At 50.1% G+C, this 23599-nt stretch carries 20 protein-coding genes; 12 read left to right on the plus strand and 8 right to left on the minus strand.

The window, feature by feature from the left end:
• Positions 1–34 precede the first annotated feature (34 nt).
• Positions 35–739 (plus strand): DJ-1/PfpI family protein, encoded by a 705-nt coding sequence (locus HHL17_RS28625; protein ID WP_169228289.1) that lies wholly within the window; start codon positions 35–37, stop codon positions 737–739.
• Here the strand turns inward: HHL17_RS28625 and HHL17_RS28630 are convergent.
• Together HHL17_RS28630 and HHL17_RS28635 are read right to left on the minus strand one after the other, a co-directional pair.
• On the minus strand, positions 687–1622 hold the full coding sequence (locus HHL17_RS28630) for a fatty acid desaturase family protein (protein ID WP_240975991.1): 936 nt from the start codon (positions 1620–1622) through the stop codon (positions 687–689). The two genes, HHL17_RS28625 and HHL17_RS28630, sit on opposite strands and share 53 nt — an antisense overlap.
• Before the next feature lie 128 nt (positions 1623–1750).
• A complete protein-coding gene (locus HHL17_RS28635; protein WP_317166681.1) occupies positions 1751–2683 on the minus strand; it encodes a lysophospholipid acyltransferase family protein in 933 nt (310 codons plus the stop codon).
• 92 nt (positions 2684–2775) lie between these two features.
• Between HHL17_RS28635 and HHL17_RS28640 the strand changes: the two genes are divergently transcribed.
• The 6 genes from HHL17_RS28640 to HHL17_RS28665 all read left to right on the plus strand — a co-directional run bounded on the left by HHL17_RS28640 (position 2776) and on the right by HHL17_RS28665 (position 10446).
• Entirely contained in the window at positions 2776–3609 is an 834-nt protein-coding gene (locus HHL17_RS28640; RefSeq protein WP_240975992.1) for an N-acetylmuramoyl-L-alanine amidase, read from the plus strand.
• 189 nt (positions 3610–3798) lie between these two features.
• Positions 3799–4188 (plus strand): hypothetical protein, encoded by a 390-nt coding sequence (locus tag HHL17_RS28645; RefSeq protein ID WP_169228292.1) that lies wholly within the window; start codon positions 3799–3801, stop codon positions 4186–4188.
• Between the two features lie 444 nt (positions 4189–4632).
• Complete coding sequence (locus HHL17_RS28650) at positions 4633–7815, plus strand: SusC/RagA family TonB-linked outer membrane protein (RefSeq protein ID WP_169228293.1); 3183 nt, start codon at positions 4633–4635, stop codon at positions 7813–7815.
• 14 nt (positions 7816–7829) lie between these two features.
• Entirely contained in the window at positions 7830–9260 is a 1431-nt protein-coding gene (locus HHL17_RS28655; protein WP_206156214.1) for a SusD/RagB family nutrient-binding outer membrane lipoprotein, read from the plus strand.
• A gap of 119 nt (positions 9261–9379) precedes the next feature.
• Positions 9380–9613, plus strand: coding sequence for a DUF433 domain-containing protein (locus HHL17_RS28660; RefSeq protein WP_169228294.1), 234 nt, complete (start codon positions 9380–9382; stop codon positions 9611–9613).
• A gap of 206 nt (positions 9614–9819) precedes the next feature.
• The gene (locus HHL17_RS28665; RefSeq protein ID WP_169228295.1) at positions 9820–10446 is read left to right on the plus strand and encodes a hypothetical protein; all 627 of its coding nucleotides are present in this window, start codon (positions 9820–9822) and stop codon (positions 10444–10446) included.
• On the opposite strand, the gene HHL17_RS28670 is transcribed toward HHL17_RS28665, so the two are convergent.
• The 6 genes from HHL17_RS28670 to HHL17_RS28695 form a co-directional block, all read right to left on the minus strand.
• Positions 10443–11033: a LutC/YkgG family protein gene (locus HHL17_RS28670; RefSeq protein ID WP_206156215.1), complete on the minus strand. Its 591-nt coding sequence runs from the start codon at positions 11031–11033 to the stop codon at positions 10443–10445. The two genes, HHL17_RS28665 and HHL17_RS28670, sit on opposite strands and share 4 nt — an antisense overlap.
• Positions 11014–12429, minus strand: a complete 1416-nt coding sequence (locus HHL17_RS28675) for a lactate utilization protein B (protein ID WP_169228296.1) — start codon at positions 12427–12429, stop codon at positions 11014–11016. Before HHL17_RS28675 ends, HHL17_RS28670 begins: the two co-directional genes overlap by 20 nt.
• A 9-nt stretch (positions 12430–12438) precedes the next feature.
• Positions 12439–13182 carry a (Fe-S)-binding protein gene (locus tag HHL17_RS28680; protein WP_169228297.1) on the minus strand — a complete coding sequence of 248 codons (744 nt, stop codon included), beginning with the start codon at positions 13180–13182 and terminating at the stop codon, positions 12439–12441.
• A 65-nt stretch (positions 13183–13247) separates the two neighbouring features.
• The gene (locus HHL17_RS28685; RefSeq protein WP_169228298.1) at positions 13248–14033 is read right to left on the minus strand and encodes an SDR family oxidoreductase; all 786 of its coding nucleotides are present in this window, start codon (positions 14031–14033) and stop codon (positions 13248–13250) included.
• Positions 14034–14118: 85 nt separating this feature from the next.
• A complete protein-coding gene (locus HHL17_RS28690; RefSeq protein WP_169228299.1) occupies positions 14119–15240 on the minus strand; it encodes an acyltransferase family protein in 1122 nt (373 codons plus the stop codon).
• A gap of 114 nt (positions 15241–15354) precedes the next feature.
• Positions 15355–16185, minus strand: a complete 831-nt coding sequence (locus tag HHL17_RS28695) for a YitT family protein (RefSeq protein WP_169228300.1) — start codon at positions 16183–16185, stop codon at positions 15355–15357.
• A 508-nt stretch (positions 16186–16693) separates the two neighbouring features.
• On the opposite strand from HHL17_RS28695, the gene HHL17_RS28700 reads away from it, so the two are divergent.
• The 5 genes from HHL17_RS28700 (at position 16694) to gndA (ending at position 23577) form a co-directional block, all read left to right on the plus strand.
• Entirely contained in the window at positions 16694–17563 is an 870-nt protein-coding gene (locus HHL17_RS28700) for a hypothetical protein (RefSeq protein WP_169228301.1), read from the plus strand.
• Positions 17564–17841: 278 nt separating this feature from the next.
• On the plus strand, positions 17842–17994 hold the full coding sequence (locus HHL17_RS33995; protein WP_169228302.1) for a helix-turn-helix domain-containing protein: 153 nt from the start codon (positions 17842–17844) through the stop codon (positions 17992–17994).
• 186 nt (positions 17995–18180) lie between these two features.
• A complete protein-coding gene (locus HHL17_RS28710; protein WP_169228303.1) occupies positions 18181–19026 on the plus strand; it encodes an energy transducer TonB in 846 nt (281 codons plus the stop codon).
• Positions 19027–19422: 396 nt separating this feature from the next.
• Complete coding sequence (locus HHL17_RS28715) at positions 19423–22002, plus strand: phosphoenolpyruvate carboxylase (protein WP_169228304.1); 2580 nt, start codon at positions 19423–19425, stop codon at positions 22000–22002.
• A gap of 153 nt (positions 22003–22155) precedes the next feature.
• Positions 22156–23577: an NADP-dependent phosphogluconate dehydrogenase gene (gene gndA, locus HHL17_RS28720; protein WP_169228305.1), complete on the plus strand. Its 1422-nt coding sequence runs from the start codon at positions 22156–22158 to the stop codon at positions 23575–23577.
• Positions 23578–23599: the final 22 nt, after the last annotated feature.

Below are 23599 nucleotides of genomic sequence, written 5' to 3' on the forward strand. Positions count from 1 at the left end.
TTTATTATATTGTAGATAATCAAAAGTCCTTCGTATGCAGAAACTCAAAATAGGCATGCTCTTATTTCCGGACATGACCATATTGGACTTCACCGGCCCTTACGATGTATTTGTGAAAGCGCCCTGTTTTGAAGTGGTGCTGTTGGGAGAATCCACCGCTCCGATGAAGGTGGAGGGCGGTCTGACGGTGCAGGCGTCCGTTGCACTGGCTGACAGTCCGCAGCTCGATATCCTGTTTGTCCCCGGTGGCAAAGGCATCAATCCCTTGCTGACCAACCGGACGGTACTGGATTTTCTACGGCAGCAGGCGATAGGCGCAAAATACATTACCAGTGTTTGCACAGGTGCGCTGGTATTGGCTGCCGCGGGGTTGTTACAGGGGTATAAAGCCACTACGCATTGGCGTTCGCTGGAGCTGTTGCGTATGCTCGGCGTGGAGGTAGTGGAAGAGCGGGTGGTGAGAGACCGTAACCGTATCACCGGCGGCGGTGTAACGGCCGGTATCGACTTTGCGCTTTCGCTCACCGCTATGATTGGCGGCGAAGAGCTGGCCCGTATAGTACAATTGCAGCTGGAATATAATCCGGCGCCGCCTTTCCGGGCAGGCTCTCCGCATACGGCGGGCACGCCGGTGTTACAGGCCACCCGGGAACTAACGAAATATATGCTGGAAACCAGAAGAGGTATTATCCGTGAACTGCTGCAGCAGCACGGAATGCCTGCTGCGCCTCAGTCCTGATAGCACAAATTTCCTGCAGGCCGATCATGCGGCTCCTTTCCGGGTCCCACACTTTTAACCGGAAGCAGGCACGTATGTCGCGGAAACGCATAGACGTAACGGTGACCTGTTGCAGCTCAGGAAATGCTTCCATCACTTCGGGCAACCGGTAGAATGGAATACGGGCGTTCAGGTGATGGATATGATGATAACCGATATTGCCGGTAAACCATGCCATCACAGGATGCATCTGCATGTAGCTGGAACTCAGCAAGGCAGCTTTGTCATAACACCAGTTGTCGTTGTCGTTAAACACTACGCCCGGAAAATTATGCTGGGCATAGAAGAGATAAGCGCCAATGCCGCAGGCGATGGTAAAAGGGATGAGTATAAAGAACAGCCAGCTTTGCCATCCGAGGAAATAAAAGACCGCTATGCTGCCGGTGATGTGCAGTACCATGGCCAACAGGGAGTCTGCGTGCTTACGCGGACTGCTGGTGAAGGACTGCCAGCACATGCCGATCAGGAACATAAACAGGTAACCTGCCGCAACGGTGGCAGGATGGCGGGTAAACAGGTAACTTCTCCGTTCTCCGCGGGACAGTTGCTCAAAACGCTGACGGGTAACGATCGGGTAGGAGCCTATGCTGGCACTGAAAAGCTTTGAATTGTGTTTGTGGTGGTAATCGTGTGACCGTTTCCAGATGCTGGTCGGCGCCAGTACATAGATGCCGAACAGTGTCATGATAACATTCGCCACCCGGGAATTATGCAGGATGGCGTGATGCTGATGGTCGTGGTAGATGACGAACATCCGCACAATCAGCAGGCCGGAAAGCACGCTGCCGGCAATTTTGAAAGGTAGCGGAAGCAAAAGGGTGCTGGCAAGGGCCAGCAGTAACAAACATAAAGTTGTAACCAGATACAGCCAGCTCTTGGCTCTTTCCTCGCATGCATATGGCTTGGTAGCCAAAATCAAATCTTTGCCTTGCAGCATAATGGTGGATCGATTTCGTAAAAAATACAGGTTGTCTATTGTTGAACAGTTGGCCGCTTGTGTTTCCACCGTTTGTGGGACCACAGCCAGGTCGCCGGTTGTGTAATGATATCCGTTTCCAGTTGACGTGTATGTAAAGCCGTTATCTCGCCTTCTTTTTCTGTAGAAGGGGAGGCCGTAAGCATATGGGCAGATACAGTATAGTAGCCTCTTTTGTCCCGTTGTACGCTGACGTATACTACCGGGTAATTTAATTTCTGGGCAATTTTCTCCGTTCCTTTGAACACCGGCGTATCCTGGTGGAGGAATGTCATCCAGTGTGCTGTTTGGGGTTGCGGTGCCTGATCAGCGATAAAGGCTGTGGCGCTCACATGGTCCCGGTTTTTTACCATGTCCCGGAAAGTATCCTGCATGGCGATAAGTTTGGTACCAAAACGGGTACGCATTTTATACATCAGGCCGTTAAAATGTTTGTTGGCCAACGGATGATAGATCACATAGAGCTGCTGACGGCACAGGATGCTGAAAGTATTGCCGGCCCATTCCCAGTTGCCTTTATGCCCCATTACCAGCACCACGCTCTGCTTTTCAGCTGCCAGGCGTTCAAACAGGGCAACGGTTTCATCGGTGAAACGACAGTGCCGCACCATAGCTTCCCGGCTGATAGTCAACGTTTTGAATGTTTCGAGGAAAAGATCGCACAGATAATGATAGAAATCACTGCCTATCTTTTTAAGCTCGGCTTCGTTTTTGTCAGGAAAAGAGTTGCGGAGATTTTGCATCACCACCTTTTTCCGGTAGCCAAGCAACCGGTACAGCAGCAAATACAACAGGTCGCTGACGAAATACAGCAACCGGAAAGGCAGTAATGATACAATGTAAATTACCGGTAACAATAAGTAATAGACAATAACAGTCAAGACAGCGTAGGTTTTTGATGCTCTACGAGCATTATGGAAAATGTAAATATATAGGAAAGGCGGAACTTTTCACAATATAGCCTTAAAAACACGGCATTGTTAGGTTTTATTATCTTTAACCACAACTTTAACATATACAGATGAACACTATCCGACACCTGACAAGATGGGCCTGCATGGCTGCAGTTATTGGATTGTACAGTTACTGCGCCCGTTCTCCGTACGCAGCGACCAATAAAATCTACCGGCAGAAAGCCAAAGGGTATGCGCATGTGATACGCGAACAGCCAGGCACCCTGCCGGGCGAAAACGGGATCAGGCCGGCATGGTGGGTTGGTACCACCAATTACAACCTCCGCAAACCGAATATGGTCATTATCCATCATACTGCCCAAAATTCTTGTGAACAAACATTAAAAACCTTTACACTGGAGCGGACGCAAGTCAGCGCCCACTACGTGGTATGCCGCGACGGGACCATTCACCATATGCTGAATGATTACCTCCGTGCCTGGCATGGAGGCGCTTCCCGCTGGGGAAATATTACCGATATCAATTCCGGTTCTATCGGTATTGAACTGGATAACAATGGTGCAGAACCCTTTTCCCCCGCGCAGATCAATAGCCTGATCATTCTGCTGGACACGCTGCAGCATCGTTACAATATCCCGGCTGCCAACTTTGTGGGCCATGGAGACATTGCTCCCGGCCGTAAAGTAGACCCCAGCGCTTATTTCCCCTGGCAACAACTGGCTGCAAAAGGTTTCGGCCTCTGGTATGATGACACTGCCCGGGTAGCGGTACCACCCGCTTTCGATAAATGGCAGGCCCTGCGTATCATTGGCTATGACCTGAAAGACACTACTGCCGCCATGCAAGCCTTTAAACGGCACTTTATGCCGCAGGATACCGTACTTCCCTCGCCAGATACCGACAACAAGGTGCTGTACAGCGTGATGAAAAAATACCAGTAACCGGACCTTTGAAGCAATGACACTTCAGGGGCCGGTTACCCCTACGCCTATCCTTTATTTATTTTGTGGTGTGCGATAAATGAAGTATTTTAATAATGAGTAAGATCGACCTATAACCAAAATCTGAGACCCAATATCACAACGGCGTTGCTACTACCTATTTCCTTGTTATAATAATTTTCTCTTGCCATGAAACGCACACTCCCATTCCCTGTATTGCTGCTGTTACCAGCCGCCCTGTTTTTGATGGCTGCCGGTCAACGGCCCGCTTCCGCAAAAATCCACTACCAACCTGTGTCAGACACCACCTGCCTGGTAAAAAATGAAACTTCCTTCGATTTCGCTGACAACCTGCGCAAAAAAATCAATGCACTCATTGAAGACAGAGTCGCCGGCGGCATCGAAGAAAAAGGCATTGTTACCTGGGAAAACTCACCCGATGCCCCCGAATATTACCAGATCGTACTGCGTAAAAACAAAATCACCATTAAATACAAAGGCACCATCTGTCAAGACAAAATGATTGCAGCCAATCTCGATACCTGTAAGATCGAATTGAAGAAATTATTGAACCAATAACATCACAGGGACGGCCGAAATGACCGTCCCTGTTGCCTTTTGCCATGTGTTCCCAGGCTTTGTGCCCGGGGATTCCGGATTCCCGTTCCCAATGGTTATCTCCCATAACCTTTTTTTATCGGTCCATACACGCCCTGCCATCTGCCTGTATAGATATTTATTTATCAATCGTTTATAGGTCAACGATAAACCAGAAGACCATAGTTGTCATGATTGACTATAAATATGTTTAGTCTATCTGTTTTGTAGATTAATAAATCTTGATTACTTTTGCGCGAGATATCTAATCATGTGCCCGCGATCATCATAGCCTGACGGTTGTATGGCCATGATCACGCCAACGATCATACACCAACTGCAAAGACCAAAACCAAATCGGTAGTAAACGGAAGAACCATAGTTGTCCGCCAACGACCAAAACTATTCTTAAATCACCAGTTACGAATGAAGTACGTACAAAGGCTGCTCGGCCTGTTGCCCGCATTATTGTGGCTACAGCAGAGCTTTGCCCAGGAAATCAGGGTAAGCGGGGTAGTCACCTCCCGCAATGATGCACAGCGTGTACCCGGTGCCGTTATACGGGTAAAAGGCACCTCTCACGGCACACAAGCCGACGCAGATGGTAAGTATACGATCAATGCCAACACTACCGATACTTTACAGGTGTCCTTTATCGGCTTCCAGACAGCCCTGGTAGCGGTAGGTAATAATCGCGTTGTCAATATCGCGCTGGAAACTACTGACAGTAAGTTACAGGAAGTGGTAGTTACCGCGCTGGGTATCTCAAAAGAGAAAAAATCACTGGGATATGCTGTACAGGAGCTGAAATCAAAGGATATCGCGGAAGCAAGGGAAACGAACCTCGTCAATGCGCTGTCCGGCAAAATAGCCGGTGTACAGGTAACCAACAGCCAGGGTAGTCTTGGGTCTTCCCGTATCGTTATCCGCGGAGAAACCTCTATCGCCGGAAATAACCAGCCATTATTCATCCTCGATGGTATCCCGGTAGACAACAGCCAGCTGGGCGTTGGTACCGGCCGCGATTTCGCGAACGCTATCTCCGATGTGAACCCCGATGATATCGCTTCCATTAGTGTGCTGAAAGGCCCTAATGCGGCTGCACTATACGGCTCCCGCGCTTCTAACGGCGTAATCCTCATCAAAACAAAAACTGGTAAAGACGTAAAAGGCGGCTTCGGCATCACCGTTAATTCTAACGCTACCTTTGACAAAGTACTGATCCTGCCTGACTTCCAGAACGTATACGGTCAGGGCGCCGGCGGACAGTTCTCCTATAAAGATGGTAAAGGCGGCGGCCTCAACGACGGTACAGACGAAAGCTGGGGACCTAAAATGGATGGCCGTCTCATCCCGCAGTTCTTCTCCAAGGGGGAAGCAGTACCTTTTGTACCGCATCCTAACAACGTGAAAGATTTCTACGAGACCGGCTATACGCTCAACAACGGCCTGGCGGTAGGCGGCAGCTCCGAAAAAATCGATTACCGTTTCTCTTATAATAATACCAAACAGGTGGGCATCCTGCCCAACACCGGCATCAGCCGCAATACCTTCACGGCCAGCAATACCTTCCGCATTGCACCCAAACTCACGCTCAACACCTACGCCAACTACATTCGCAGCAGCGCAGACAACCTGCCCGGCGTAGATGGCAGAAGAGGCAACAGCGTCACCTTGCAGTTCATCTGGTTTGGCCGCCAGGTAGATGTGTCCAGGCTGCGGGACTATAAAAACCCCGACGGCACCGACTATAACTGGAACCACAGCTACTATAGCAATCCTTACTGGATTCAAAACGAAAATACCGTGAGCCAGCTGCGCAACCGCTTCTTCGGAAATGCCCGCCTGTCTTATGAAATACTGGACTGGCTGACTGCCAACCTCCGTATCGGTACCGACTACTACCAGGACAGAAGAAAATATAAAATCGCTTACTATACCAACGGCACACCTTTCGGCTCTTATACGGAAGATGCTTATATGGTAAACGAAACCAACGGTGAGTTCACCCTCAACGCCAAAAAACAGTTGAGCTACGATTTTAACCTGGACGTGCTCGTAGGTGGCAACATCCGTAATAACCGGTTTGAACAAAACTATCAGCAGGCGCCGAAATTGGCGGTGAAAGACGTGTACACGCTCAACAACTCCCGTGACCCGCTGATCTCTACCAGCTCATTCTCCAGGCAACGGGTGTACAGCACTTTCGGTTCCGCTCAGCTCGGGTTCCGAAACTACGCCTTCCTGAACGTGACAGCGCGCAACGACTGGTCATCCACACTGCCGGTAGAAAACAATTCCTATTTCTATCCTTCCGTGAATGGTAGCCTCGTACTCTCCGACGCATTGAATATTAAGAGCAAAGCCCTCACGCTGCTCAAAATCCGCGGAGGCTGGGCACAGGTAGGTAAAGACACCGACCCTTATCAGCTGATCAACACCTATCCGTTCAATCAACCATTTGGACAGTACCCGTTGCTGACCGTATCGGATAAGTTCCTCGCCAGAAACCTGAAGCCGGAAATTACCAGCTCTACAGAAGTTGGACTGGAAGCGGGTTTCATTGATAACCGCATCCGTCTCGACCTCACCTGGTACCAGTCCAACAGCCGCAACCAGATCCTGCTGGCAGACGTAAGTCCTACTACCGGTTACCTGAAAAAACTCATGAACGCCGGTGAAATCAGCAACAAAGGCGTGGAAGTAATGCTCGGGGTAACGCCAGTGTCTACACGCTCCGGTTTCCGTTGGGACGTTAACGTTAACTACGCCCGCAACGTGAGCAAGGTAGTGGAACTGGATAAGGAAGGTTTCCTTAACAACTACGTACTGGGCAGCAGTGGCAATATGCAGGTGCTGGCCAGCAAAGGACAGCGTTATGGCGCACTGTATGGTGCTGCTTATCAGCGCGACGCGCAAAACAGGATTATCGTTAATGCTGATGGTACGCCCGCTATCGATCCCAACAAAAAGATACTGGGCTATTATACGCCCAAATGGACAGGCGGTATTTATAACACTTTCACTTTTAAAGGGATCAGTCTGGGCTTCCTGATAGACACCAAACAGGGTGGTTCTATTTATTCCGGCACCAACTATACCGGTAACTATACCGGTGTACTGGCCACCACACTGCCAGGCCGTGATGAAGAACATGGAGGATTGCCTTACTATCGCAGCGGGCAGCAGAATATCCAGCTGCCGTCTCATTCCGCTACAGCTCCCAATGGCGCTGAAGTACACCATGATGGTATCATCTTCGACGGCTATACGGCAGATGGTAAAAAGAATAATGTCGTCCTCGGCGCAGAAGATTATTACAAAGCCGTATACAACAGCAGCCTGAATGAAAGCTCCGTTTATGACGCTTCTTTTATCAAGCTGCGTGAAATCAAACTGGGTTATACACTGCCCAAAACACTGACTGACCGCTGGAAACTGCAGTCGGTGAATATTGCGCTGGTGGCCAGAAATCTGGGTTATCTGCAGAAACATGTTCCAAATATTGACCCGGAAACCGCTTTCAATACCGGTAACGGTCAGGGCCTGGAGACACTGCAAATACCTACCACCCGCAGCATCGGCATTAACCTGAATGTTTCATTTTAATTACGCACCGGATTATGAAAAAATTGTTGATACCAACTTACCTGTTGTTCGCTATTGTGCTGCTGGCTTCCTGCCGCAAAGAGCTGGAGCGGATCAACAAGAACCCGAATGAGCCTACTACCGTGCAGCCGGACTACCTGTTGAGCAACGGCATCAAAGCCAATGTGGATACTTACTGGGGACCAGATGCCGCTATGGACGGAACATTGCTGTATGTGCAGTACTGGTCTAAAATACAATACACCGATGCCGACCGTTATATCGCCGGCGCTACCGGTACTCAAAACGTATGGAGCAATTTTTATGCACAGGGCATCGAAGACTTTACCACGCTGGCGCAGCTGGGTGATAGTCTGCATAACCCCAACTATAAAGCTGTGGCCGTGATCATGCGCTCCTGGATTTTCCAGCAGCTCACGGATCTTTATGGTGATGTTCCATATAAACAGGCGGGCCAGATCAGTCAATACCTGACGCCGGTATATGATAGTCAAAAAGACGTATACACCGGTTTGCTGGACGAGCTGAAACAGGCAGCGGCTACCGTTACGCCCGGTAGTAATTTCATTGATGGCGACATCCTCCTGGGTGGTGATGTGACCCGCTGGAAACAGTTTGCCAATGGGTTGCGGCTGCGCATCGCCTTGCGTATTGCTGATCGTGAACCGGCGATTGCCAAAACGGTATTTGACGAGGTGACTGCCGGCGGCGCTGGCGCATTACTGCCTAAAGACGCGGTAGTGAAGCTCAATTACCTCGCATCGCCCAACCAGAACCCGGTAGGCCGTAACCGCGAAACCCGTAACGACTACCGTATCAGTAAATCCGTCGTGGATAAGCTGAAAGCATTGAACGACCCACGGTTAAGCATATACGCCACAGTGCCCAAAGATACCAACGTGATCATCGGCGTGACCAACGGTCTTCCAAGCGATTCCGCTGCCAGACTGGGCTTCAGCAAAACATCCGATGCGGGGGCCGTGTTCACTGCCACTACCGCCCCGGCAGTACTGTTCAGTTATGCCGAACAGCAGTTCATCCTGGCAGAAGCAGCGCAGCGGGGCCTGCTTACCGGTGACCCGCTCACCCTGTATAATCAGGCTATTGCCGCCTCTTTCGTACAATACGGCCTCTCTGAAGCCGCAGCTGCAGCTTACGCGGTACAACCAGGTGTGGCTTATGATGCATTGAACTTCAAAAAAAGCATTGGGGAACAGAAATGGCTGGCGCTCTTTGGTCAGGGTGTGGAAGCCTTCACCGAATGGAGAAGGCTGGACTATCCCCAGCTGAAGGCTGCCTATGCCGGTGCGCTGGGCGGCAGTATGCCGGTAAGGTTTAAATATCCTTCCAGCGAGCAGGCACTCAACGGCAGCAATTATAAGGCGGCCGTTACCAGACAAGGCGCAGACCTGCTGACGACCAAACTCTGGTTTGATAAGTACTAGTTTTAGTTGTTGATAAATTGAAAGCCGGCATGATGATTCATGCCGGCTTTTTTTATTGACGTGTTCATACACGTCGTGTTGAGCGTTTTTTTCCTAAATTTGATAAAATCGTGAGTGCAATGGTAAACTATAAAGAATATATAGAATCCAATACGGAAATAATGCTGGGTAAGCCAGTAGTGAAAGGGACACGAATCACTGTCGCCCTGGTTTTACAACGCTTAGCAGAAGGTGCCTCTGTTGAAGAGTTGATGGAAGCTTACCCCGCTCTTACGCCAACTTCAGTTATGGCAGTTTTAGCATATGCTTCGGATAAGCGTCCTTTTTCTGCGTTACGCTTTTCACGAGTATAAAGAAATTGCCAACGCGATTGTCTATCTTTTAAAAACCCGGGAATTAGTTAAACCAGTATTTGTAACCCTTACCCCCAAAAAAATCCGCATCAGGCAGTTATAGCCACTAATTTTCTGTATAATTTTCTAAATATACATTTAAGAAATTTATATATAATAAATAAAGTTTTTAATTTAGCAGGCATCAACAACTGACCGGGAATGCTATGCATAGAGTATTTTTATCCTTATTGATCGTATGTGCCACCGCTTGCCATAATAATACTGCCGATGATGAACCCACTGCCGTACCGGCTCCTTCTGAACTGGCGATCACCTCTCTGGAAAAAGTGGAAGACGAGGACTCGGTCCTGAAGGCCCATGAAGACATTGACTGGAAAGAGATAGAAGTCTTTCTGTTTTCAAAGGCGCTGATTGACAATAAAGTGCCGCTGCACACTACCTTATCGCGCTTCACCGCGGTATTGGGCGAAGCGGACAGCCTGGCGGAACCCAACTGGGAATATCTCTGCGGTACCCAGTTTGAAGACAATTTCCAATATTTCTATAAAGACGGTTCCCGTTTTGAATTATACAAGGATACCCTTTTCTGCAGCGAATACAAGCTCACACCAGGGCATACGGTGGCGCATGCAGGTATTACTTTCAGTAGCAACACCACATGGGCAGATATGAAAAAGCATTTCCCGAAGGCGGTACAACAGGCAGAAAATGTTGGTTATACAGACATGATCACCCTGCGGGACGCGGATGTGGAGGACAGTGACAGCAGTGTACGTTTTTACTTTGAGAGTGGGAAGCTGGTACGGATCGTCTATTTTGTTCCCTGTTAAGCCAACAGGTAAACACTCAGGCTTCTGGCTCCCTGTGCACCATGCACCAATACCGCTCCGATATCCGCGGTGGCGGAAGGGCCCATCATAAAACAGCCGTAGGCGGTATCTTCCAGGTGTATGCGCAGATAAGCATCATACATATCTCCTACAACAGCCTGTGGCGATAACAGGATAACCAGGTGCTGCGACAGGAACCCTAGTGCGTTTACCTCCAGGTCTTCTTCGGTAAGCCACACCATGCCGTTTTCCGCTACGCCCAAACGGGCACGGATAACGCCAACATCCACATCAGCCAGGTCATGCGGATCCTTGACAGCATGAATATCCCGGTTGCCGGTTATTTCAGGTGTAGCGGAACAGATGACTTTGGCCTGTGCATGCTGTGATGCCAGCAATGCCTGTGCAGCGGCTGCATCGGCAGGACGGAACACTTCTCCGCCGGCATCTTTTACACGGTTTTCAAAGGCAATGAGTAAATCGGTTTTCAACCGGGGGAAATCCGGCATCTCCGGATAGGCGGTCTTGTTGGCAGGCATCTGGCGCTCTACGGCTGCCAGCACCTGGTTACGGGCGTTGTTCTCCATGTTCATTGTTTTTAGCTCGGTATTGTAAATACCATTCCCGGAATGTTTGTCCGGCGAAATGGGGTAACTCACGGTGACGCCCCCACGGATTTAAGACCCGGTTGTACAGCAGGAAATCGGGTGTGAAACGTATAGCTCCACTGGCCATAGTTTCAGCGCTGCGAAACAACTGCGGATGTTCGAAGATCTTACCGGCAGCACCGAATGCCAGCCTGCGCGATACAGGCAGGTGTTTCTTCGCTGCCATTACTTTCCGCCATTGCATGATCTGGTCGCTGATGTTGATCTTAACAGGACATACCTCCGTGCACGAGCCGCATAACGAGGAATGATAAGGAAGTTCGCTGTATTTGGATTCATCGAAAGTGGGGTCGAGGATAATGCCAATAGGCCCGGAATAGGTGGCGCCATAGGCCAGGCCGCCACTGCGGCGATAAACAGGGCAGGTGTTCATACAGGCGCCGCAACGGATACATTTCAGAGAGGTCCAGAAATCGGGCATGCCCAGCCGCTTACTGCGACCGTTATCGGTGAGGATGATATGCAGCTCACCACCTTTACGCGGACCGCTGAAATGAGAAGTGTATTGAGTGGCCAGCGTCCCCAGCGCGCTGCGGGACAACAGGCGGATGAAAATACCCAGGTCTTTTACTTTGGGCAACAGTTTCTCTATGCCGATACTGGCAATATGTACCGGTGGAACGGACGCGCCTATATCGGCATTGCCTTCGTTGGTGCATACCACAAAACTACCGGTTTCGGCGATAGCGAAATTGGCGCCTGTCATGCCCGCTCCGGCTTCGAGGAAGCGCCGGCGCGCATCATTGCGCATGGCTTCTGTCAGGTAGTGCGGATCGGTATTACGTGGGTCGGTACCGATGGTACGGGCAAACAACTGTGCTACATCTTCCGGGGTCTTATGAATAGCGGGCATCACGATATGGCTCGGCGGCTGATCATCCAGTTGCTGTATCCGTTCTCCCAGATCGGACTCGGTAACGGTGATGCCACGGTTTTCCAGGAAAGCGGTCATGCCACATTCTTCCTGTAGCATGGATTTGCTTTTGATGATCGAGGAGATATTTTTTTCCCGGAGGATGTCCCACACATGTTGGTTGTGTTCTGCCGCATCCCTGGCCCAGTATATTTTAGCGCCACGTTTGGTGGCGTTGGATTCAAATTCGAGAAGATAGTTGTACAGATGGGTGAGGGTATGTTCCTTGATTTGCGAAGCCAGCTGGCGGAGGGTTTCCCATTCCGGTACTGCACGGGCGGCGGCATCTCTTTTCATGCGGGCGGACCACAGGTTTTTGTCATGCATCGGTTCATGCACGTCGTCCTGCGCCAGAAAGGCGGCGGCGTGGGCAGCGACATCTACTCTTTTTTCATCTCCCATAAAAAAATATTAAAAAGGACCTCCGTTCAGTACCTGTGCCACATGTAAGAATTTCAGGTGGATGCCTGCTTTCCGGGCAATACCCTGTTGATGCATGAGACATGACATATCGGGTGAAACAACAAACTCGGCATCGTGCCGCATATAATCATGTACTTTGTCAATGCCCATGCTGGCGCTCACGGCTTCATCGGTAACGCAGAAAGTGCCACCAAAGCCACAGCATTCGTCCGGCCTGTCTATAGGCACCAGTTCCAGGCCTTCTACCATCTGTAATAACCTGGCTGTTTTATTGAATGGGGTGCCCATCGTTTCGGATGGCAGCGCGATACCCAGTCCACGGATGGAACTACAACTATTGTGCAAACCCACTTTATAGCGGAAATACGCCCAGGGAAAGGCTTCTGCTTTGAGGATATCGTGGAGGAATTCCACCAGTTCGTAGGTCCGTTCCCGTACATGCAACACATCGGGGCTTTGTGGAATAGCGTCAAGATGAAGTTTTACGTGTTTAACGCAACTGCCTGCCGGCCCCACGATATAGTCAAATTCCCGGAAGTTGTCTACAAACAGCTGTTCGGCGGCAGCGGAGTGTTGCTGGTCGCCTTCGTTGGCCATAGGCTGGCCGCAGCAGGTCTGATTCAACGGATATACGACTTCCACCCCGAAGCGCTCCAGCAGCTCCAGCGTGGCAATGCCTGCTTCGGGGTAAATGGCGTCAATGTAACAAGGAATAAACAAGCCAACTCTCATACGGGACTATTTGCAGATATACTTATGCATAACAGCAAAGTCACGGTATTGGTTGACCGTAAAGTTTAGGATACCGGTGTTTTCCCGCCATCTACGGCGATGCTGGTGCCGGTAACGTAGGATGCGGCAGGGGAGGCCAGGAAAGCGGCCATGGCGGCTACTTCATGTGCTTCGCCGAACCGTTTCATAGGAATCTCGTTCCGCCATTCTTCGGCTACTGTTGCCGGCGATACGTTCCTCGCGGCAGCAGCAGCGATGAATAGTTTGTCCAGCCGGTCGGTGAGGGTGGAGCCGGGCAATACATTATTCACCGTAATACCGTGCTGTGCCAGTTCATTGGCCAGTGTTTTGGCCCAGGCAGCCACAGCCCAGCGGGTAGTGTTGGATACGCCGAGGTTCTTCAGCGGGGCTTTTACGGAAGTAGAGATGATGTTGATAATACGGCCATATCCTGCCTGTATCATACCGGGCACCAACGCTTGTGCCAGTACCTGGTTACAGAGCACATGTTGTGAAAAAGCATCGGATAAAGTGGAGGTGGAAGCCTGTAAGATAGGGCCAGCTGCTGGTCCGCCGGTATTATTGATCAGGATATGCACGGGCCCTTCAAGGGCTATGTCAGCTGCCAGATCGGTCACGGCTTCCAGGTCGGTGAAATCAGATACGATGTAACGGTGGGGCTGACCGGCGTCGTCGGCGAGTTGGGCAACGGCAGCTTTCAGCTTTTCTTCGTTGCGGGCAGTGAGGATGCAGGTGGCGCCCAGTGCGGCCAGCTCTATAGCGGTGGCAAGGCCGAGGCCTTGTGAACTACCGCATACCAGCGCGGTTTTACCTTCCAGGGAGATATTCATCAGGTTATTTTTTTATTTAGATATTTTGAAATTTAAGTAGCTCCCCTAAATATCAAAATATCTAAATAAAAAATAACTAAATAGTTTAAACGCGGACGTAGATCTTCCGTTTGTCAAGGATAAGCCCGACGGTCCAACAGACCAGCATAAACGTCAGGGAAAACAGGAGGGAGCCGAACTTGCCGGGAGACAACGGCTGGAAGAACTGGTCATTGATCCATTGATACAACGATTTATCGCCCACCTGGAAGAAGTAGAACAGGATAGCGAGCACTTCAGACAACAGGTAAAGGAACAGCGGATTTTTACCGAAGACGGTGAAAAAGCCGGTGCCTTTGGTGAAGCCGGCCATATCAATCAATTGTATTAACAGCGATAACAATATCAGGTCGATGCCTACCGTGAGCAGGACATAGGAGCTGGTCCACAGTTTCTTATTGATCGGGAAAACAGTATTCCATGCATAAGCCAGTACAATAAGGGCTATGCCGGCAGTGGCCATCCGCAGCAGTCCCTGCTGTGTACGTCCTTGCTGCTGTACAAAAAGACCCGTGTAATACCCGGCTACTACGTTGACTACCGCAGGAAAAGTGCTGAGTATCCCCTCAGGGTCAAAGGCGAAGCCTTCTCCGTGATAGAGGTGGTTATCGCCCAGCACCAGTTTATCAAGCGTCAGGCCTGCATTGCCATGGATACCGTACTGATCGCCAGGGGCGCCGCAAAACCACAGAATGGCCCAGTAGCCGAAAAGGAACAGGGCACTGACGGTCCACACGCCTTTTTTGGGAAGGTAATGTATCAGCAACGAGGCAATGCCATAACAGAGTGCAATACGTTGCAACACGCCGAGTACACGGGTGTGACTGAACGGTTTGAAGACCAGGCCGGCATCGGTGTGTTGTACAAAGGGAAACCAATACATGAGGTATCCCAGCAGAAAAATAAGGAAGGTGCGTTTGAAGATTTTGCCTAAAACAGCGGCGTTACCCAGCTGTTCGTATTTTCTCATGCTGAAGCTCATGGCGTTACCGACGGCGAAAAGAAAGGAAGGAAATACCAGGTCGGTGGGCGTCCATCCATGCCAGGGGGCATGGTCCAGCGGCCAGTAAGTGCCTCCTGTGCCGCCGGTGTTTACAATGATCATGAAGCAAACAGTCATGCCGCGGAATACGTCCAGCGGTAAAAAGCGTTGGGAGCTTTGTGTCATTTTCCCCGGGTTATTTGGTTGATAAGATGGTAAGGAATGCGTTTGAGTGTCTACAATATAGACATCTCTTTTTCAAAATCCAAATACCCCGGAAAAATGAGCGACTGGAAAGTTTTATTTGGAGAACCCTTTACCTAATACTTCGTGTACTTCGTGAATCACGACAAATGCTTCAGGATCAGCTTCCTGCACCACTTCTTTGAGGCGCATCAGCTCCTGTTTGCCGATAATAACATACAAAACTTCTTTCGGGTCGCCGGTATAGGCGCCATGGCCATGCAATACGGTAGCGCCGCGTAGCATCTCTCCGGTGATCTTTTGGGCAATCTGGGGCGTATGCTGGGAAATAATGGTGATCGCTCTTTTAGTATTAAGGCCGTCTACGATATAATCCACTGCCCGGGCGCCAATGTATACAGCAATAAAGGTATACATCGTTTTTTCCAGTCCAATGATAAAGGAAGATGCCGCAATCACCAGGATATCAAATATGAGCATGGCGTTGCCGAGCGACCAGCCCAGGTATTTCTGGCACATACGCGCCACGATGGCTGATCCACCGGTGGTACCGCCGGAAAGGAATACAAGGCCGATGCCAATGCCCACCAGCAAACCGGCGAAGATAGCGGCCAACAAAGGATTGGAGGTAACAGGTGTCAGGGTGTTTTCTGTCAGGTACAGGAACAGGGAACAGAAAATGATGCCCAGGATGGTGTATAACATTACCCGCCGGTCCAGCAACCTGTAACCCGCTATAATCAGGAACACGTTGATGATCAGGTTAGTGATGCCGGGCGACCAGCCGAAGTAATAATAGGTAACGATGGTAATGCCGATAACCCCGCCTTCAGAAAGTTTATTGGGGATGGCCAGGTAGTTGATACCTACAGCAAATATCAGTGCGCCAACAATCAGCAGCAGGATATTCTTCACATGTGATTTCATGGGGCAAAAATAAATGATTTATGTATGCAAAAGATTCCCGTGCCCCCTGCTGTTCCCGCAACTTAACACGAAAAAAATCTCAAAAATTATTTGGAATTATTAAAACTCGATGTATATTTGTCTACCAATTCAGTAGACTAATAGTTTACGATCATACAAAGGGAGAACAAGGCAATACTCCCGGCATCCTTTGATCCACCAGCAAAGAGCAGCCGCCATTAATTGACAATTGTGTAAAACGATACACTATGAATCGGCATACTCAGGACTGTGGACTACGTTCCCAAGCGTTGTATACATCAAAGGTTAATCATACCTGTTTCCATCACATGATAGTGCTGCAAGGTTGTTGTGGCTGTTGACCGATCATCTTGCGTTCTGTAAGCTGTAAATAGAATGCCTGGTCAGGCTTGCGGGGATGGTATGCTGCAAATTTATTGGTGGTAAATTTTTCAGTATCATACCTACCCGCGCCTCCTGGCATATTACCCATCCAAAATCACTTGCTATGAAAACGTTCGGATACATCCTGCTGGCAGCTGCGTGGACGGTTGCTCTACCAGCCAGCGCACAGCAGGTTTCAGATACTATAACGGTTACGGGTACACGTTTTACATTCCCCCTTGTACAGGAATGGATAGATCAGTTCCGTCAAACACACCCCGGTACCGTATTCCGGCTGGTATCGCCCAGAGACCCTGCGGCGGCACAGGCAGCCATTCATTTCACCGCACAAAAGATCAATCACAAAAACGAACAATATCAATATATACCGGTAGCCCGCTATGCCCTGCTGCCAGTGGCCAACTCCCACAGCGGGTACGCCGCCAAACCCTTGACAGTGGAAGCGCTGCGGGTATTGTACTTCAAAAAAGAAGGAGCGGAGGCTACACCGGAAAAAGCGGTGGTGTACAACCGCCGCGAGAAATCCTGCGCACCGGTTACCTTCGCCGCTTTCTACGGTGCCGCTTTTGAAGATATCAAAGGAAAACAGGTGCCTGGAGATGACCAACAGTTGCTGAAAGCGGTACAGGAAGACCCTGCCGCGATATCTTTTAATAATCCGGGTTTCATCTATGATCTGCGCAACCGTAAACCGGTACACGATATCGCCGTGATACCACTCGACTTGAATGGAAACGGTCAACTTGAAAGTACAGAAGACTTCTACACTGATCTCGATGTATTGATCAACCGGCTGGAAACAGCACCCCCGCCGGGAATCCCCATCGAGGAAGTGGTATTGAGCTACGACCGCTCCCTGAACAAGGAGAGACCCGTGATACAAGCCTGGGTACAATACATCCAGGCCGCAGGGCAGGGACAGTTGCATCATTTCGGTTTCCTGGCTACCCACCCGGCAACCGCCAGCAGATAACAACGGAAGCTATATACTCCGGTAAAGAGGCGTTATCCTGAACAATACTGGTGGGTGTTGTAGGATGACGGCCTCGCCAGCCGGAGGTCATCACCTGACATTATTTGTCCTATGAGAACGCCTGTTGCTCATCAGGGAAAAACTAATGAGAAAAGGCGTAGTAACGTAAACGCTTATACTTTTTTCGGAAAGCCTAATTTATCAGGAAGGAACCATCTGTTTTCAGGTAAGGCTCCCAGTGCCAGCAAGTCCCGGTCGCGCACCGGGGCTTCTTCTTTTTGCGGCATCTGTATCATGATACACTTACTGTAAAAGAAATCACCTATCATCCCGGCTTTGAAGACCCGGCTTATTTTAATCGCTTTTTCCGGAAGGAAATGAATATCCCGCCCAGGCAATTCAGACAGTCGGTGAAATTGTCTGCACGATAACAGGATATAACGGTGATGATTATACGAATAAATGTCGATGATCGTTTTTATAACCGTTGACCCATTTGTTACGTTGTTGTTTCCCCGTTAGTCCCGCCTGGCCATCTCCCGGCAGGGGGAAAAATATTTTTCATTTTGTTATGGAAAATATTTTACCCGACCATCTAAGTAATAAACACATTTACCATGGACGCAGCTAAAATCCCGGGGAATGATTTCCTCGACATCCTTTTCGAAGGAAGAAACAAAGACTATGGGGCTTATGCATTACGCAACCGTTATGACCGGCGTGTACGCAATGCCGTTATGGGCACCGCTTCTATTGTATTGGTAGTGATGGGTGGATATGTGCTGAATAATACATTAATGGCGCGGGACATCGTTGACAAACCCCTTGCTCTCGTACATGAACTTCCCACCATGATCGACGTGGAAAAACCGCTTCCTGATCCGGTTTTACCACCGCCTCCACCGGCACAGGCAATACCACCGCCATCCGCGCCTACTGTGGATTTCGCCAGTCTGGTAGTAGCGCCTGATAAAGACGTAAGACCGGATGAAGAGCCTCCGCGCATCAAAGACATCGGCAATAAAGCCATCGGTTTGGATGACAAGGATGGTGACCCGAATGGCCGTCCTGATGGATTGGATGATCTGAAAGGGCCCACTACCGGTGTGGTAGATGTTCCTGTAGCACCGGAGCGGGAAGAAAGATTCACTTTTGTGGAATTTATGCCGGAATTTCCTGGTGGAGAAGCCGCGTTGATGAAGTATCTGAGCAAAAATTTACGGTACCCGAATATGGCGCAGGAAAACGGTATACAAGGCAGTATTTTCGTTCAGTTTGTTGTGAACAAGGATGGTAGTATTTCAGAGGTAAAAACAATGGGTGCTCACAAAGGAGCAGGTCTGGAAGAAGAAGCTATTCGCGTCGTAAGTAAAATGCCCAGCTGGAAACCCGGTAAACAAAACGGAAAAGCGGTAACAGTGATCTTCAACTTACCGATCAGTTTCAGGCTCGACAACCAGTAATCCCGGCCTGCCATCCATTTAACCTGAAACACCTATACATACCCTTTCTACCCAATTCCATAACATTTTATTCATCTAACCTTAAAAAAATTGCAATCGACTGATTGTTCAATCCTCTTATGTCCATACCTGGTCTCTCCGCACATCAGGTGAATCAGGAATAATCATGTCCATCAAGGGGTTCCTTCCGCTGTTCTAATACCTATGCGTGTCCCGGCCTGCACTTCGCGGCCGGGATTTTTGTTTTTTCTTATTAGAAATTATTCAAACATTTTTGATTTATGTCAAATAATAATCAAAAAATAAAGAGTTTGATATATAAACAACTAAACAAAATAATTATTAATTTAACGGCCGCTTAGTTCTCTTCTTCAGCACTATAAACGGATTTTTAGTATGGAAGCGCCGGTAAACAACTCGTTGCAGCAGTTTAAGAACCTTGTTGGCACAAAGTTCCAGCTGTATAACAGTCTCTTCACCTCTTTGCCCTTTCACCGGGTAGAGAAGACGGGCATCTTTCTTTCCCTTTTCCTCCTGCACTGCGAGGAAGGATATGCCCGCGGGAACAGTCCCCAGACCATTATGGACTCCTTTTTTGAACAGTATACCACGTATACGGACGAGCAGCAGCGGACCGACCTGCTGTTCCGCTTTGTACAGTATGCTGAAAGGCAGGTGGTACTGTTCGACGCCCTGGAAGATGCCGCATTCCGCTATATCCGCGACCTGGAAGGCGCCGGTACCCTGCGCCACCTGCAATCGGAGGTCATCCAGGAGCAGGCTCAGGCCAAGCTGAAGGAAAAACTGGAACATTTCTCTGTCCGCCTCGTGCTGACGGCCCACCCCACCCAGTTCTACCCTGGCGAAGTGCTCGGTATCATCAACGACCTGGCCCGCGCGCTCGTGGAGGAAAATACCTCCGAGGTGAACATGTACCTGCAACAGCTGGGTAAAACCCCCTTCTTCAAAAAAGAGAAGCCCACGCCCTATGATGAAGCCATCAGCCTGGTGTGGTTCCTGGAAAATATATTCTACCGCGCCGGCGGCCGTATCCTTTCTTTCCTGAAAGCACAGTTCCCCGGAGCTGTCAGCAGCAAGAACCCGGTTATCCGCATGGGATTCTGGCCCGGCGGGGACCGCGACGGCAACCCCTTCGTGAATGCCGCTACCACCGTGGAAGTGGCCGCTGCCCTCCGCGCTTCGATCATGCGCTGTTACTTCCGGGAGGTACGTAACCTGAAACGCCGCCTCACCTTCAAAGGTGTGGAAAACGTAGTGGCGGCACTGGAAGACAAACTGTCACGCAACCTCTTCACTGCCGGCCATAAAGCGGATATCAGCCGCCAGGAAATACTGGACACGCTGGCGGATATACGAAAAACAATCGTGGAGCAACACAACGGGCTGTTTGTGCACCTGGTAGACAACCTGGCCAGTAAAGTGGAAATCTTCGGGTTGTACTTCGCTTCACTGGATGTCCGTCAGGACAGCTCTGTTCATGAAGCATTGCTGGACGCCGTGGTCAGCAAAACCGATGCGCTCCCGAAAGATTATGCATCCCTCGATGATGCGGGCAAAATCAAAGCCCTGCTCAATATCAGCCAGGCGATAGATCCTGCGCTGCTGGACACTCCGCTGCATCAGGACAGTCTCCGCACCGTGGCTGCCATCAAACAGATACAGGAAGCCAACGGGGAAGAGGGCTGTCATCGCTATATTATCAGTCACTCCACCAGCGAACTCAATGTGATGGAAGTATATGGTATGTTCCTGCTCAGCGGCTGGCAACGGGAATCCATGACCATCGATATTGTACCGCTGTTTGAAACCATCGAGGACCTGCGGCATGCCGGACAGGTGATGAAAGCGCTGTATGAAAATGCAGAATATCGTGAACACCTGCGCCGCCGCCAGTGTAAACAAACCATCATGCTTGGTTTCTCCGACGGTACCAAAGATGGCGGTTACCTCATGGCCAACTGGAGCATCTACAAGGCCAAAGAAGAGCTGACCCGCATTTCCAAGGAATACGATGTGGACGTGGTGTTCTTCGACGGCCGGGGAGGCCCTCCTGCCCGTGGCGGTGGAAAAACCCATCAGTTCTATGCGTCCATGGGCCGCAATATTGCCAATCAGGAGATACAGCAGACCATACAGGGGCAGACCATCAGTTCCAACTTCGGTACGGTGGACGCGGCCCAGTTCAACATGGAGCAGCTGGTACACGCCGGTATCACGAATGAACTGTTCTCTTCCCGTGAGGTGACCCTCACCGAGGCGGAGGAAGACCTGCTGCAATCCCTTGCTGACGCCGGTTATGCATCTTACAACAAACTGAAGAACCATCCTTATTTTCTGGAATATCTGGACCATGCCAGTCCGCTGCGTTATTATGCGGAAGCCAATATCGGCAGCCGCCCGAGTAAACGTAACGCCAACGCAAAACTCAACCTCAACGATCTGAGGGCCGTGCCTTATGTAGGCGCCTGGAGCCAGTTGAAACAGAACGTGCCTGGTTACTACGGTGTAGGCAGCGCGCTCAAATACCTCGATGAACAAGGCAAATGGCCGGAGCTGGAGCACTTGTACCAGCACTCCCTGTTTTTCCGCACCCTGTTGGACAACTGTGAGATGGCCATGAAAAAGAGCTATTTCCCGCTCACCGCCTATCTGGCCAAACATCCGCAATACGGTGAGGTATGGCAGGCGATTTATGATGAATTTGAGTTGACCAAAAAGTTCCTGCTCCGCCTGACCGGAGAATCAGAACTGATGGAAGCCAGCCCGATTGACCAATTATCTATCCAGATGCGGGAGAGGATTGTGCTGCCGTTGCTCACCACGCAGCAATATGCACTGACGCGCCTGCGTGAGCTGGATGCTGATACTAACAATGGGCATGGCCGTGAAACGTATGAAAAACTGATCATGCGTTGCTCCTTTGGTATCATCAATGCCGGCCGTAATTCAGCCTGATCCCTTATTTCTTAACAGTAAAGTAACAGTGAAGACCTTAGCAGAGCGACGCTCCGCTAAGGTCTTTGTTCAACATAGAAATCATAATTCGTAGGCAGTAATTCCCAATTCTTCCCTACTTTTACATCTCCTTTAGTATAACTACAATTCAATATGGCAAACAGCTTATATGACTTTGGAATGATTGGCCTGGGGGTAATGGGCCGGAACCTGTTACTCAACATGGCGGATCATGGCTTTTCCGTGATCGGCTTTGATAAAGACGCTGCAAAAAATGCCGCGCTGGAATCCGCCGCAACGCCCGGAACAACCGTGAAAGGAGTTGCAGAGCTGGCTACAATGGTACAACTGCTGGAACGTCCGCGCAAGCTGATGATGCTGGTACCTGCTGGTCAGCCGGTAGATGATGTAATTGAATCCCTCATCCCGCTGCTGGAGCAGGGTGATGTGGTGATAGACGGGGGGAACTCCCATTATACCGACACTTTACGCCGGGTACAGTACCTCCGCGAAAAAGGCATCCACTTTATGGGGATGGGTGTTTCCGGTGGAGAACAGGGTGCCCGTACAGGCCCCAGCATTATGCCGGGCGGCGACCTCGATGCGTATGCCAAGGTGAGACCAATGCTGGAAGCCATTGCGGCCAAGGTAAAAGATACTCCCTGCGTGGCCTATCTCGGTAAAGAAGGCGCCGGCCACTACGTTAAAATGGTGCACAATGGTATTGAATATGCCATTATGCAACTGATCAGTGAAAGTTATGCCCTGTTGCAGAAAGGCGCAGGACTCAATAACGACGAGCTGCACCAGGTATTTACAGACTGGAACAATGGCGCATTGCAGTCATTCCTCGTGGAAATCACCGCAGATATCTTCAAACAACAGGATGATAAAACATCTGCCCGTTTGCTGGATGTGATCTCCGATAAAGCCGGCTCCAAAGGCACCGGTAAGTGGACTTCACAAGACGCGATGGAACTGCCCGTGGCAGTACCTGTGATCGACACGGCGGTAGCGATGCGTACCATCTCCGGTTACAAAGACCAGCGCCTGGAAGCTGAAAAGCTGTACACCGCGCCGGACCAGACCATCCACGTAAGCCGGGAAATGTGGATCAAACAGGTGCACGACGCCCTGTATTTCGCCACTATCCTGAGCTATGCACAGGGACTGGCCATGCTGCACGAAGCTTCCCGAGACCTGCAGATGGAAATTCCGCTGCCGGAAGTAGTGAAAGTATGGAGAGGCGGTTGTATCATTCGCTCTTCCCTCCTGGAAGTGTTCACACAGGCCTATCAGCAAGATGCTAATCTGGCCAATATCCTGCTGGACAAAGGCGTAGCTTATCTCGTGCAGTCCGTGGAAGCCAACATCCGCAACGTGGTGGCCCAGGCGGCACAAGCCGGTATCCAGGCCGCAGGCTTCATGTCTGCCCTGTCTTACTTCGACGCGTTCCGTACCGGCAGAATGGCTACCAACCTGATACAGGCCCAGCGCGACTATTTCGGTGCACATACTTACCAGCGGACAGACATGCCGGGTACCTTCCACACCGAATGGCAGCGTAACAACTAATAAAGTTCATTATTAATTTAAT

Origin of the sequence: Chitinophaga fulva (assembly GCF_012927205.1) — a bacterium.
Classification (GTDB): domain Bacteria; phylum Bacteroidota; class Bacteroidia; order Chitinophagales; family Chitinophagaceae; genus Chitinophaga; species Chitinophaga fulva.

Coding starts and splice junctions, on each gene's coding strand:
- HHL17_RS28625 (WP_169228289.1), top strand. CDS start 35: ATGCAGAAACTCAAAATAGGCATGCTCTTATTTCCGGACATGACCATA.
- HHL17_RS28640 (WP_240975992.1), top strand. CDS start 2,776: ATGAACACTATCCGACACCTGACAAGATGGGCCTGCATGGCTGCAGTT.
- HHL17_RS28645 (WP_169228292.1), top strand. CDS start 3,799: ATGAAACGCACACTCCCATTCCCTGTATTGCTGCTGTTACCAGCCGCC.
- HHL17_RS28650 (WP_169228293.1), top strand. CDS start 4,633: ATGAAGTACGTACAAAGGCTGCTCGGCCTGTTGCCCGCATTATTGTGG.
- HHL17_RS28655 (WP_206156214.1), top strand. CDS start 7,830: ATGAAAAAATTGTTGATACCAACTTACCTGTTGTTCGCTATTGTGCTG.
- HHL17_RS28660 (WP_169228294.1), top strand. CDS start 9,380: ATGGTAAACTATAAAGAATATATAGAATCCAATACGGAAATAATGCTG.
- HHL17_RS28665 (WP_169228295.1), top strand. CDS start 9,820: ATGCATAGAGTATTTTTATCCTTATTGATCGTATGTGCCACCGCTTGC.
- HHL17_RS28670 (WP_206156215.1), bottom strand. CDS start 11,033: ATGGAGAACAACGCCCGTAACCAGGTGCTGGCAGCCGTAGAGCGCCAG.
- HHL17_RS28675 (WP_169228296.1), bottom strand. CDS start 12,429: ATGGGAGATGAAAAAAGAGTAGATGTCGCTGCCCACGCCGCCGCCTTT.
- HHL17_RS28680 (WP_169228297.1), bottom strand. CDS start 13,182: ATGAGAGTTGGCTTGTTTATTCCTTGTTACATTGACGCCATTTACCCC.
- HHL17_RS28685 (WP_169228298.1), bottom strand. CDS start 14,033: ATGAATATCTCCCTGGAAGGTAAAACCGCGCTGGTATGCGGTAGTTCA.
- HHL17_RS28690 (WP_169228299.1), bottom strand. CDS start 15,240: ATGACACAAAGCTCCCAACGCTTTTTACCGCTGGACGTATTCCGCGGC.
- HHL17_RS28695 (WP_169228300.1), bottom strand. CDS start 16,185: ATGAAATCACATGTGAAGAATATCCTGCTGCTGATTGTTGGCGCACTG.
- HHL17_RS28700 (WP_169228301.1), top strand. CDS start 16,694: ATGAAAACGTTCGGATACATCCTGCTGGCAGCTGCGTGGACGGTTGCT.
- HHL17_RS28710 (WP_169228303.1), top strand. CDS start 18,181: ATGGACGCAGCTAAAATCCCGGGGAATGATTTCCTCGACATCCTTTTC.
- HHL17_RS28715 (WP_169228304.1), top strand. CDS start 19,423: ATGGAAGCGCCGGTAAACAACTCGTTGCAGCAGTTTAAGAACCTTGTT.
- gndA (WP_169228305.1), top strand. CDS start 22,156: ATGGCAAACAGCTTATATGACTTTGGAATGATTGGCCTGGGGGTAATG.